This window comes from Roseateles albus (assembly GCF_028595345.1).
In the GTDB taxonomy this organism is placed as follows: Bacteria; Pseudomonadota; Gammaproteobacteria; order Burkholderiales; family Burkholderiaceae_C; genus Paucibacter_A; species Paucibacter_A albus.
Map to the genome: position 1 here is coordinate 283802 of NZ_JAQQXT010000003.1, position 12613 is coordinate 296414.

Annotated in this window: 8 protein-coding genes; all 8 read left to right on the top strand. The window is 59.4% G+C overall.

The annotated features are described in order from the left end of the window. Positions 1-159: 159 nt before the first annotated feature. The 8 genes from PRZ03_RS06585 to PRZ03_RS06620 all read left to right on the top strand — a co-directional run bounded on the left by PRZ03_RS06585 (position 160) and on the right by PRZ03_RS06620 (position 12613). Complete coding sequence (locus tag PRZ03_RS06585; RefSeq protein WP_273599554.1) at positions 160-1161, top strand: GGDEF domain-containing response regulator; 1002 nt, start codon at positions 160-162, stop codon at positions 1159-1161. Positions 1162-1338: 177 nt separating this feature from the next. Then, a complete protein-coding gene (locus tag PRZ03_RS06590) occupies positions 1339-1755 on the top strand; it encodes a response regulator (RefSeq protein ID WP_273599555.1) in 417 nt (138 codons plus the stop codon). A gap of 53 nt (positions 1756-1808) precedes the next feature. Next, positions 1809-2687 carry a transglycosylase SLT domain-containing protein gene (locus PRZ03_RS06595; RefSeq protein ID WP_273599556.1) on the top strand — a complete coding sequence of 293 codons (879 nt, stop codon included), beginning with the start codon at positions 1809-1811 and terminating at the stop codon, positions 2685-2687. Positions 2688-2737: 50 nt separating this feature from the next. Then, complete coding sequence (locus PRZ03_RS06600) at positions 2738-3622, top strand: substrate-binding periplasmic protein (protein ID WP_273599557.1); 885 nt, start codon at positions 2738-2740, stop codon at positions 3620-3622. Positions 3623-3640: 18 nt separating this feature from the next. After that, complete coding sequence (locus tag PRZ03_RS06605; RefSeq protein WP_273599707.1) at positions 3641-5935, top strand: sensor histidine kinase; 2295 nt, start codon at positions 3641-3643, stop codon at positions 5933-5935. Further along, a complete protein-coding gene (locus PRZ03_RS06610; RefSeq protein WP_273599558.1) occupies positions 5932-8937 on the top strand; it encodes an ATP-binding protein in 3006 nt (1001 codons plus the stop codon). The genes PRZ03_RS06605 and PRZ03_RS06610 overlap by 4 nt, the downstream gene beginning before the upstream one ends. Continuing rightward, positions 8934-12110 carry an ATP-binding protein gene (locus PRZ03_RS06615; protein WP_273599559.1) on the top strand — a complete coding sequence of 1059 codons (3177 nt, stop codon included), beginning with the start codon at positions 8934-8936 and terminating at the stop codon, positions 12108-12110. The genes PRZ03_RS06610 and PRZ03_RS06615 overlap by 4 nt, the downstream gene beginning before the upstream one ends. Positions 12111-12115: 5 nt before the next feature. Continuing rightward, on the top strand, positions 12116-12613 hold the full coding sequence (locus PRZ03_RS06620) for a response regulator (protein WP_273599560.1): 498 nt from the start codon (positions 12116-12118) through the stop codon (positions 12611-12613).

Consider the following 12613-nt stretch of genomic DNA (forward strand, 5'->3'; position numbering starts at 1 on the left):
CAGCGTCTGCTTGCTGGCTCAGTTTCGTCTAACTTCAGTTTTGCACTGTGCATGCCGATAGTCCGGGCAGCCTGTGTTACCGTTTAACTGCTCGGTATTTGCTTGAGTGTTCTGCAGGCGCAGCGCTTGGCCAAGTGCAGCAGCAGGGAGACTACAAAGATGAGTAGGCAGGTGATTCTTTGCGTGGACGATGACAGCAGCGTGCTGATGTCGCTGAGGTCCGTGCTGGCCAAGTCCTTGGTCGACGGCCAGGTGCTGGAGATTGCGCAGAGCGGCGAAGAGGCGCTCGAGATCCTGGATGAGCTGGCGCAAGGCGAGGATCAGCTGGCCCTGATCATTGCCGACTACATCATGCCGGGCATGCGCGGCGATGAACTACTGGTGCAAGTGCATCAGCGGGTGCCGGACGCACTCACCATCATGCTGACCGGCCAAAGTGATCTGGACGGTGTCAAGCGGGCGATCAATGAGGCCAAGTTGTTTCGCTTCCTGCAGAAACCCTGGCATAACGAGGACATCCGCTTGACCGTGCAGGCCGCCTTGCGCGCTTTCCAAATGGATGTTGACCTGCGCCGTCATGTGCATGAGTTGCAGCGGCTGAACGAACAATTGGAGCTGACCGTTGCTCAGCGCACTGCCGAGCTGGTCGAAAAAAATCGTGAGCTTGAAACACTGTCCGTCACCGACCGGCTGACCCGGCTTTACAACCGCTTGTTTCTGGACCGGGTGTTGGAGCGCGAATTTGCTACGGTCGAGCGCAGTGGTCGCGGCTTCGCCTTGATCCTGCTCGACATCGACAAGTTCAAGCTCGTCAACGACAGCTTCGGTCATCACGCCGGCGACGCGGTCTTGGTGGCCTTGGCGGAGATTTTGCGCGAGCGGGTGCGTGGCAGTGATGTGGCCGGACGCTGGGGCGGCGAGGAGTTCTTGGTGATCTGCCCCGACACCGATTTGAACGGTGCCGCACAAGCGGCAGAGACGCTGCGCCGTCGCATCGAAGGCTTCGTTTTCCCCCACGTCGGCCAATGCACCGCCAGCTTCGGGGTTGCCGCCTATGTGCCCGGTGACACCAGCGCATCTGTCGGCGAGCGTGCGGATCGAGCCTTGTACGCGGCAAAAGCCGGTGGGCGCAACCGGGTGATGTTGGGTAATGCTGGGTGATCATGCAGGGGCTGCCCAATAGCTGCGCACGCCTTACTTGGCGCGCCAGCCAACTGGTGGGTTCGCAGCGGCCATTTCTCGAAGTTGTTAGCCGGTTTCCGCCCTGATACTGAGGCACGGAGGCTCTAAGGCAAAGCTTGGGCTTGCTTGTGTTGGGCATCTCTAAGAGGAGCAGCGATGGGTGACTGCAAAGGCAATGGCAAGGGCGTTATCTTGAGCGTGGACGATGAAATGATCGTCCTGCAGGCCTTGCGTGAGCAGTTGCGCAGCGCCTATGGCGAACGCTACCTGATCGAGATCGCAGAGAGTGCCGATGAAGGCCTGGAGATTCTGGATGAGCTGAGTGACCAAGGCTTGTCGCCCTTGGTGCTCATCTCGGACTTTCAGATGCCGGGCATGAAGGGCGATGAATTCTTGATTCAGGCGCGCCGGCGCTTCCCCACCGTGGTGACGGTGATGCTGTCGGGCCAGGTCAGTGACGAAGCGCTTGAACGATTGCAGCAAGAAGGCGGTCTGCATCAACTGTTTGCCAAGCCCTGGGATGCACTGGCCTTGCGCCAAAGCATCGATGCCGGGCTGGCGAAATGCCCTTGAGGCATTGCCCGCACGATCCCCGGCCATTGCCCGCTACGTCAAGGACCCCATCGATGCGTCAATTTTTCCAGTTCATAACCCTCTCTCTGCTGCTCTTGGGCGCCGCGCAGGCGCGGTCTTTGCAGGAGATCAAGCAGAGTCGCGAACTGCGCGTCTGCCTGGCACCCATTCACCCCAGCTATTCCTCGGTGGAACCGAGTGACTGCAAGGACGGCTGCAGCTTTTCCGGGCCTGTTCATGAGCAGTCACTGGCCTTCGCTCAGAGCTTGGGCCAGGGCGTGCAAGCCAAATTCATGCGGGTGGGTTGGGATGAACAGTTCTTCGACCAGAGCGGCAAGACAGTGAAAGAGGGCAGCTACACACCGCGCCTATTGGCCAGCGGACGCTGCGACTTTTTCCCCAACAACCTGACCAAAATCGATTGGCGTTTGAAGAAACTGGACTTCGTCATCTTGCGGCCCAACCGAAACATGGTGATCGTCCACGCGGCGCAGAAATCTTCGATCAAGAAACAGGCCGATCTGGCGGGCAAGAGCTCCGCTGTAGAAATGAACTCGTCTTGGCATGGCTGGCTCTTGGCCAGCAATCAGGCCGACTTCGCTCACAAGCCAATCAAACTGGCTTTGCTGCCCACGCAGCAGAGTTTCCATGCGGTGGATGCCGGCACGGTCGACTTCATCGTGACCGATGCCGACATGGCGTTCTGGGCCGTACGCAATCAGTTGAAGCATGCGCAGGTGGCCTTCCCGGTCGGTCCTTTGGAGGAGATTGGCTGGGCCTTCGCCAAGCAAGACAAAGATTTGCAAGCGGCCGTGCAGTCTTTTTTTGACGCGCAGAGAAATGATCCCAACTCAGCCATCAATCAGAGTTGGCAAAAACACTTTGGCACGCGCTTGACCGACTTCACGACCTTGATGCTGTCTATCAAGTGATCAATAGTTTTGTCGCGAAATTTATGTGCTAACGCGGAGCATTAAATGTCATGAATATTTTTGCAAAATTGGGTCTATTTATTCCCTTGATACTTGGTATTTATGGCTTGCCAGCAGCGGCACGTTCATTGGCGGAAATAAATAAGACAAAAGAACTGAGAATATGCATAGCGCCGACCTCGTCGGGTATCGCCAGTGCCAGCCCCGAGGGCTGTCGAGATAACTGCAAATTCTCCGGGAGGGTCTACGAGGAGGCGCTGGAATTTGCGCACAGCCTGGGCAGAGATATCAAGCCGAAGTTTCTGCGTGTGACTTGGGATGAACAATTCCACAATAGCAAAGGGCAGACCGTGCGGGACGATTCGTACACGCCGGAATTGTTGGCGGCCGGGCAATGCGACTTTTATCCCAGCAGCCTGTCAATCAATGAATGGCGTTTGAAGAAGATGGATTTCGCTCTTTTGCACATCAACCGCATGATGGTGATTGCAAGAAAGGATAAAAAAAATCAGTTCAAGACGGTGGCCGATTTGGCTGGAAAGTCCGCCGCAGTTACCTTGAATAGTTCGTACCATGGCTGGCTCCAAAAAATGAATGCTGGGGAGTTTCAGAAGAATCCGGTAAAAATCATCTTCAAAGAAGAGGCCGATGAAATTTTTCGCTTGATTGAGGCTGGTGATATTGATTTCACCGTGCAGGATGCTTATCTTGCAATTTACGCGACCAAAAACAGTTTTAAAAAATCGGCGGTGATGATGCCGGTCGGCCCTCTGGATGAAATAGGCTGGGCTTTTAGAAAGCAGGATGCCGATTTGCGGGCCGCGGCCGAGCTGTTTTTTTCCAAGCAATTGGGCAAGCCGGATGGGGCCCTTAACTTGATTTGGGAAAAGAACTTTGGCCTCAGTATCGATAAATTCATTGTCTTGATGAGATAGGCCCAGTAAGTGAGTTGGATGAATTTGCGCGCCAGTAGCGCCATCGCACAATCGATCAGGCTCAAGCTGATTGTCGGCTTGGGCCTCATTATTGCTGTGGTGGCGCTCAGCCTGACTTTGGCTATTTCCTTGATGACGGCGAGGGTGTTGGAGCAGCAGGTGCGGCTGCAATTGATTCAAGATACCGAGCACAGTACGAAGATACTTGAGGAATATTTGAAGTCGATGGAAGACCGAGTCAGCCTCTGGATGGGCGCCCCGGTTTTGGATGCGGTGTTGAATGACGCCGCATTGGCCTCGGTATTCATTCCCAGTTTGCGTCAATATTTTGAAAAAATAATTGAACAGGAAGCATTATTCTTGAATGTTTTGATTATTCAAGATGGCCGCGTTATTTACGATCATGCGGGTGAGTATGGCGTGGGTGACGAGAATCAGGGCTTGATGCCGGATTTTCAGGCCTTGCAGCAGTTGCCGCTGGCCGGCGTGCAGGTTTTGGATTTAAGCTCAAACCACACCGGGTCTGCCAGCACCACAGGCACATTGCTGATGAAACGCGCTTTGAAGAAAGATGGCGTCGTGCGAGAGGGGACTTATGTGGTGCTGGCACTTGACCTGGATAAGATTCAAAAGAAACTGTTTTCGGGTGCCAAGATAGGCGCGCATGGTTTTATCTCCATCGCCATGTTGTCGGCCAAACAAGGTGTCAGCGTGGCAACACCGGGCAGTTCCGCAGGGACGGAATGGTTTGATTTTCTCGATTGCTCGGCAAACTGGAAGAATTTTGAAAATATACCCGAGCAATGTGGCTCGGTCGTGTTGCGCCAAACCCAGCTCAAAGGCCAGCCCTTGGCCATTGTTGGGGTGGCGTCAAATCAAGATATTCAAGCCACCACAAGATTGCCGCTGATGCTGGGCGCCGGTATCGGTTTGCTGGCCTTGATTTCAGGTGTGGTCGCGGCTGTGTATTTTTCTTATCGGCTCACCGGGCCTATCAATCAGTTGACGGCCGAGGCCGAGGCTTTGGCGCGGCAGTACGCTGCGGCGCCGGTAGCGCCAGTAGCGGTAGTCGCGTCGGCGCGGGGCTCAGAACAGGGCTCGGTGGACGAGCCGGGGCCAGACCCGGCGATGCCCGCGCGCGACGAGATTGGGCGCCTGAGTGCCAGTTTTCAGCGCATGCAGGTGACGATAGCGGGCAAGATTGGGCTGATCGAGCAGCAAAACGAGCAGTTGACAATTGCCGAGCATCGGCAGGAAGAGTTGAATCAGTCGCTGGAGCGCAAGGTGTTGGAGCGCACGGCCGCGCTTGAGAGCTCACTGGCCGACTTGCGTTCGGCGCAGTCGCAGTTGATCCAGTCCGAAAAGATGGCCTCGCTGGGGCAATTGGTTGCCAATGTGGCGCATGAGATCAACACCCCGATCGCGGCGGTGAAGTCGAGTGGCGAAAGCATCGCCGAGGCAATCCAGGAGTTTCAAGACGGTGCGCCGCGTTTTGCCGTCCTTGATGAGGCGACGCGTCAGATGTTTTCCACCTTGACCTCGCACCTGAGCGGCAAGGCCGAGGTCTTGAGCAGCCGCGAGGAGCGCGTGCTGGTGCGCGAGCTGACCAAGCAGTTGGAGCTGGCGCAGCTTGATGATGCGCGGGCCAAGGCCGACCTGATCGTGCAGCTGAACGCGCATGAGGCGTGGCGCGACTATCTGCCTCTGCTGCAACATCCGCAGTCAGCCATGATTCTTGGCCGCGCGCAATGCTTGGCCAAGCTGATCAGCGGTGTCGCCAATATCAATTTGGCGGTCAGCCGCGTGGCCAAAATCGTCTTCGCCTTGAAGGCCTATTCGCGCCAAGATGCCAGCGGCGAGATGGTGGCTACGAACTTGCAAGACGGCCTCGAGACGGTGCTGGTGCTGTATCAAAACCAGATCAAACAGGGCATCGAAGTGGTGCTCAATTTCGAGCCCATGCCGGCGGTGCAATGCCTGCCCGATGAGCTCAACCAGGTCTGGACCAATCTGGTCCATAACGCTTTGCAGGCGATGCAACATCAAGGTGTGTTGACGCTGGGCTTGCGCCGGCTGGGCGACGCGGCAGTGGTCTCGATTGGTGACAGTGGATGCGGCATTCCGGAGACGATTCGGGCGCGCATATTCGACGCGTTTTTCACCACCAAGCCGGTCGGTGAGGGCAGCGGGCTGGGCTTGGACATCGTCAAGAAGATCATCGACAAGCATGGCGGCCGCATCGAGGTGCAAAGCGAAGTGGGCGTGGGCACGACCTTCTCGGTCTACTTGCCTCTCGCGGGAGCCGCGACATGACGACACAGCAGCTCGAGTTCTTTGCCACCGACGATGCTCTTGCTCAGTTGGAGGCGGCGCTGCAAGCGGCCCAGCATCCGGCGCAACGCCTGCCGGCCTTGGTGGCTTTGGCCTGGCAATTGCGCCAGCGTGATACCAACCGGGCCTTGGCGCTAGCGGATGAGGCCGATGCATTGCTTGCCAGCGGTGGTTTGCACGATTTCGAGCAAACTCGAATAAAGGCACGTCTGCAACTGATTCGTGGCGAGGCCAACTGGCTGTTTGGCGATTTTTCCGGCGGCCGGGTCCTGGCCGAGTCGGCCTTGCACGGCTTCGCCGTGTTGAGTGACAAGGTGGGCAGCGCCGACGCACAATGGTTGCTGTCTTGTATAGCGCTCAGTCAAAGCGATAAGGCCGGCAGAAAGTCGGCCCTGCAAGCGGCGGTTACTGCTGCTGCCGGGTCCGACGAGGTACGCCACATCGCGGCGCAATTGGCGCTTGAACAGTTGGAGCTTGCCGACGCCGCCGATGCCGCCAAACAATGCTGGCGGATACATGAACAGGGGCGGACTCACGTTGTGCATCCCCTTGTGGCGTATCGAATTGAAATCGTGCTTGCTGCAATCGCCTCTGTTGCTGCAGACTTCGGCACGGAAGCTAAGCACCGTATTGCAGCTTACCAATTCGCGATTGCCACAGGACAGGTTCGTAACGCTGTCATCGACGCGACAAACGTTGCGGGCGCGTTTGGCAATCTCAATGACTTCGGGACGGGCCTTGAATGGAGTCAGCAGGCCTTGAATCTGGCCCGAGGTACCGGCTGGACCCCAAGCATTGGCGTAGCACTGTATTCGGTTGCGGCAGCGCTGAAAGATTTGCACCGTTTCTCAGCTGCACGCGATATGTTGCATGAAGCGCTCGCCATTCTGGCGCCAACTTCCACGTCCAGAAGTTATGCCATAGCACTGCTCTATTTGGGTGAAGCTGAGATCGGGTGTAAGGACTACGCCGACGCGCTTCACACCTTTGGTTTGTTGGAGCCCCGTGCAATTGCACTCGACGATCCAAACTTGAAGGCCGGTGCCTGGATTGGGCGGGCCCAAGCCCATATGGGTCTAGGCAGACCTGAGCAGGCGCTTTCCATCATTGCCCAAGTCACAGCCTCCGCCCAGGCACAAGCTGCCTATCAAATTGTGGCCTTGCAAACCATTGCTGGCATTCATGGATCGTTTTCTGTTGAGGCGCCTCCACACATAGCCGCCAGCCCGGCATTGCACTATTTGCATTTGGCGATCGACACAGCCGCGACCATGGAGGGCTACACCGTGTCCGGCGAATTGTTTGACGCAGTAGCTCAGGAATACGCAAATATTGGGGACTTCCGCAGGGCGTTTGAGTTCGGAAAAAAGGCTGCGGCGGCGCGGGATGTGACCCATAACAAGGAGGGGGTCAACCGTGCCATAGCCATGCAGGTCAAGCATGAAACCGACAAGGCTTTGGCCGACCTCGAACACCAGCGGCAACTTGTTATTGCCCAGGCCGAGCGGGCAGACACTCTGGAACTGGCCAACGCCACGCTGGAGCAACTCGGTGCTGTTGGCCGCGACATCACCGGCAACCTGGAGGCGGCGGCCATCATTGCCGCCTTGGATCGCCATGTTCATGCCTTGCTGGATGCCTTTACCTTTCAGATCTATCGACTTGAAATCGATGGTCAGACCCTCAGCACTGTCTTTGGCGTGGAGGACGGCGTCACGTTGCCGAAATGCGCCACCCGCCTGGATGCGAGCGAGGGCCGCGCACCGCTGTGTGCCCGCGAGCGGCGCGAAGTCGTCGTTGATGTACGGCCCGAAGACTCCTATGCCATACCGGGTACGGTCAAGAACCGGAGTCTGATGTTCGCGCCCTTGCTGGTGGGCGAGCGCCTGATGGGCGTGATGACGATTCAGTCGCCGCGCCCGCAGGCCTATGGCGAGCGCGAGGTGGCGATCTTCCGAACGCTGTGCGCCTACGGTGCGATTGCGCTGGCCAATGCCGAGGCGCAGGCACAGCTGATCCAGTCCGAGAAGATGGCCTCTTTGGGTCAGTTGGTGGCCAATGTCGCGCATGAAATCAACACGCCGATCGGCGCCATCAAGTCCAGTGGCGCGACCATCGTCGAGTCCTTGTCGGACACCCTGGCCGGCCTGCCGCCCTTGCTGCAAAGCTTGGATGCAGGCAGCCAAGGGCTGTTTGCAGACTTGATCGAACAAGCCAGCCGCGCTTGCCCCTTGCTGAGTTCGCGCGAGGAGCGGGTGGTGGTGAAAGGATTGACGGCCGCCTTGGCGCAGGCCGGGCTGGAGGATGGACGAACGCTGGCCACGCTGCTGGCGCAAATGGGCTTGAACAGCCTCCCCGAGGCGATCTTGCCGCTGCTGCGCCATCCGGGGCGCGAGCGAATTCTGCAGGCGGTGCAGGGTGTGTCGACGGTGGTGCGCAGTGCTGCCAATATCAACCAGGCGGTTGAGCGAGTCGCCAAGATTGTTTTCGCGCTGAAGAGTTTTTCGCGCGTTGACAAAAGCGGCGAGTTGCGGCCGACCGACCTGGTCGAGAGCATAGAGACCGTGCTGACGATTTATCAGAACCAGCTCCAGCAAGGATGCGAGCTGATTCGCCGCTACGAGCCGAATCTGCCGCTCTTGCCCTGCCTGCCCGACGAGTTGAATCAGGTCTGGACCAATTTGATCCACAACGCGCTGCAGGCGATGCAGCATCAGGGCGTGTTGACGATCTCGATCGAGCGGGAGGCCGAGGCCTTGGTAGTGTCGGTCGGCGATACCGGCTGCGGCATTCCTGAGGCCATTCGCAGCCGTGTTTTCGAGCCCTTCTTTACCACCAAGCCGGCCGGCGAGGGCAGTGGCTTGGGCTTGGACATCGTCAAGAAGATTGTTGATAAACACCGGGGTCGCATCGAGGTGCAAAGCGAAGTCGGCGTGGGCACGACCTTTTCGGTCTATTTGCCCCTCGCGGGAGCCGCGACATGACGACACAGCAGCTCGAGTTCTTTGCCACCGACGACGCCCTTGCTCAGTTGGAGTCAGCGCTTCAAGCGGCCCAGCATCCGGCGCAACGCCTGCCTGCCTTGGTGGCTTTGGCATGGCAATTGCGCCAGCGGGACGGCGACCGGGCCCTCGCTCTGGCCGAGCAGGCGCAGGACTTGCTTTTGGCGCAGCCCGACGGATGGTCGGCCGGCCAGACGGGCGGCCTGGCCGAGGCCAGTCGCAGCAGCTACCTTGGGCGGCTTGATTTGCTGCGGGCCGAAATCCAGCACCTGATCGGTGACATGGCCGCGGCCGAGGTTTTGTTGGCGCGTGCAGTCAGCGTTTTTGAAAATTCGACCGATACCTTGGGGCTGGGTGATGCGCAATGGCTGGAGCAAATGCTGTGGCTAGGGCTCGGTGAGCCGGCGCGCGCGCATGTTTGCAATCAAGCGGCGCAGGCGCATTACCGCGCGGCCGGCGACGGCGTCCGACTGGAGGCTGCACTGGCCTGCTCCTTGTTTCATGCCGCCTTTAGTGATGGCGAGCAGGTGAGACTCGGGCTGGAGCGCGACTTCCCGGAGCAAGCCGCAGCGCGCCATGCGGCTGTCGACAGTTGGTTGCTGGCGGCGCGTGCTCTCGTCAACGGCATGGCCGGCGATTCCGGTGCGGCGGCGCGCTTGTTCCTGCAAGCCTATGCCAAGGCCGAGGCCAGTGGGCAACTGAGCCTGGCCTGCGTGTTGGCCTTCAATGCCAGCAACGGTTTTACCGATCTGAATGACCTCAACCTCGGGCTTGAATGGGCCGAACGGGGCTTGAACCTGGCGCGCGTGAGGCGATGGGCGGCTCGTGTTGGGCGAGGTCTGGAAGTGAGTGGCAACCTGCTGCGCTTGCTCGGGCGCTATCCGGAGGCGCAAGCGATGTTGGAGGAGGCCTTGGCCATCGCCAAGACGACGTCGAAAGCCAGCTCTTTCCTGGCGCTGGTCCAGGGCTCTCTGGCGGCTCTTGCGGTGGACATCTGTGATGGCGACGCCGCACTGAGTTGGGCGCAGGAATGTGAGAGCACGGCCCGGACTCTCGGTCTGCGAGAGCAACTGGTGCAGGCCTTGGGTGTGCAAACCCAGGCGCTGGCTCAATTGAATCGGCCCGAGCAGGCCATGCAGACGATAGACCGTGCCTTGGCGCTGGCGCAGGAAGCAGGCAATCCGCTCTGGCGTCTGGAAGTCTTGCGCATCTTGGCCGGGCTGCATCGGCAACATGTCTTGCCTCCACCTCCGGGTGTTGCCGCCGACAGCGTCGTGCTGCATTACCTGCAAGAGGCGCTGACCTTGGCGCGTGGCCTGCAAGACTTCGTGCTGCCGGTCGCCTTGCTGGAAGAGGCGGCGGCCGCGTACGCCCAGGCCGGTGACGGGCAGCAGGCCTACCGCTTGGCCTTGGAAGCGGGGGGCGCGCGCGAGCGCATCCACAGCCAGCAGGCCAGCAACCGCGCCGTCGCGCTGCAGGTTCGCCATGAAACCGAAAGCCTGCGTCACGAAGCCGAACAATTGCGCCGCTTGAGCCGAGTCGAGACGGAGCGGGCCGAGGGCCTGCAACAGGCCGCTGCCACGCTCGAAGCGCTGGGCCTGATCGGCCGCGAGATCACCGCCAGCCTGAATGCCGATGCCATTTTTGCGACCTTGCTGCGCCATGCCAACAGCCTGCTCGATCTGTACAGCCTGTCGGCCTATGCGCTCGAAGCCGATGGCCAACATCTGGCCTCGATCTTTGCCGTCGAGGACGGCCGGCGTCTGCCCGGCATGCGTTACTCGATCGATGACCCGCGTTCGTTTTCGGCGCGTTGCGCGCGCGAGCGTGAGGAGTTCTTGATCGACATCGAGGACAGCACGCCACTGCCCGCTTTGATTGCCGGCACGCGCGAGACCCGCAGCCTGCTGTTCGCGCCGCTGCTGGTCGGCGGGCGACTGCTGGGCGTGATGTCGATTCAGTCGGAACGTGTGAAAGCCTATGCTGAACGTGAACGCTCGATCTTTCGTTCGCTCTGCGCCTACAGTGCCATCGCGCTCGATAACGCTTACGCCTATGCCGAAGCGCAGGCGGCGCGTGCCGAAGCCAATCGAGCTTTGCACGATTTGCGCCAGACCCAGGCGCAGCTGATTCAGTCGGAGAAGATGGTCTCCCTGGGCCAGTTGGTGGCCAATGTGGCGCATGAGATCAACACGCCAATCGGTGCCATCAAGTCCAGCGGTGCGACCATCGTCGAGTCGCTGTCGGACACCTTGGCCGGCCTGCCGCCCTTGCTGCAAACGCTGGACGCGACAAGCCAGGCCTTGGTCGGCGCATTGATTGAGCAAGCGAGTCGGGTCAGCCCGCTGTTGAGTTCGCGTGAGGAGCGCGTGATCGTGAAGGGTTTGGCAGCGGAGCTAGCCCAGAGTGGCTTGGAGGATGGGTGGGCGCTGGCAACCTTGCTTGCTCAAATGGGCTTGACGACGATTCCAGCGGACACGGTGGTCTTGCTGCGCCACCCACAACGCGAGCGCATCCTGCGGGCGGTGCAGAGTGTCTCCACGGTGGTGCGCAGCGCCGCCAATATCAACACGGCGGTCGAGCGGGTGGCCAAAATCGTGTTTGCCCTGAAGAGCTTTTCGCGCGTCGACAAGAGCGGTGAAATGCGGCCGACCGACCTGGCCGAGAGCATCGAAACGGTGCTGACGATTTATCAGAATCAGATCAAGCAGGGATGCGATGTCATTCGGCGTTATGAAGAGGATCTTCCGCTCTTGCCCTGTCTGCCCGATGAGCTGAACCAGATATGGACCAATCTGATCCACAACGCGCTGCAGGCGATGCAGCATCAGGGTGTCTTGACCATCACGATCCGGCGCGACGGCAGTGCGGAGCTGCTGGTGTCGGTCGGCGACAGCGGCTGCGGCATCCCGGAGGCAATCCGCGGCCGCATTTTTGATCCCTTCTTCACCACCAAGCCGGTCGGCGAGGGCAGTGGTCTGGGCCTGGATATCGTCAAGAAGATTGTCGACAAACACCAGGGTCGGATCGAGGTAGCCAGCGAGGTCGGGGTGGGAACGACTTTTTCTGTCTATCTGCCGCTGGACATCAAGCCCGCTGGACTGGGTCTGGTGGCCGGCGGCGAGTTGAATAATTCTTCGAATATACAGGGGTAATTGTGATGGGAAATACCACCATTCTTTGTGTCGACGATGACAGCACGGTGCTGAGCGCTCTGCGCTCCTTGCTGAGCAAACATGCGGGTGCCGGCGCCACCATCGAGATTGCCGAAAGCGGCGAAGAGGCGCTGGAGATTGCCGATGATCTGCATAAAGATGGGCAGGCCCTGGCCGTCGTGATCGCCGACTACATCATGCCGGGCATGAAGGGCGACGAGTTGCTGGTGCGGCTGCATGAGCGCTCGCCGGACACGGTCAAGATCATGCTGACCGGGCAGAGTGATTTGAACGGCGTCAGGCGCGCGATCAATGAGGCCAGACTGTATCGCTTCCTGGAAAAGCCTTTTAATAACGCCGATCTTGTGATGACCGTCAACAGCGCCGCCGGCGCCTATGCGCAGGCCAGGCAGACGGCCGAGGAGATCGCGCAGCTGCGCGCCGAGACGCAGGCCCTGAGCGAGCGGCTGGTGCGTTGCGATTGCCCCGAGCACAAGGACTGA

Bases quoted from the DNA above. Each gene is read 5' to 3' on its own strand.
- PRZ03_RS06615 (WP_273599559.1), top strand. From the start codon at position 8,934: ATGACGACACAGCAGCTCGAGTTCTTTGCCACCGACGACGCCCTTGCT.
- PRZ03_RS06600 (WP_273599557.1), top strand. From the start codon at position 2,738: ATGAATATTTTTGCAAAATTGGGTCTATTTATTCCCTTGATACTTGGT.
- PRZ03_RS06610 (WP_273599558.1), top strand. From the start codon at position 5,932: ATGACGACACAGCAGCTCGAGTTCTTTGCCACCGACGATGCTCTTGCT.
- PRZ03_RS06605 (WP_273599707.1), top strand. From the start codon at position 3,641: ATGAATTTGCGCGCCAGTAGCGCCATCGCACAATCGATCAGGCTCAAG.
- PRZ03_RS06595 (WP_273599556.1), top strand. From the start codon at position 1,809: ATGCGTCAATTTTTCCAGTTCATAACCCTCTCTCTGCTGCTCTTGGGC.
- PRZ03_RS06590 (WP_273599555.1), top strand. From the start codon at position 1,339: ATGGGTGACTGCAAAGGCAATGGCAAGGGCGTTATCTTGAGCGTGGAC.
- PRZ03_RS06620 (WP_273599560.1), top strand. From the start codon at position 12,116: ATGGGAAATACCACCATTCTTTGTGTCGACGATGACAGCACGGTGCTG.
- PRZ03_RS06585 (WP_273599554.1), top strand. From the start codon at position 160: ATGAGTAGGCAGGTGATTCTTTGCGTGGACGATGACAGCAGCGTGCTG.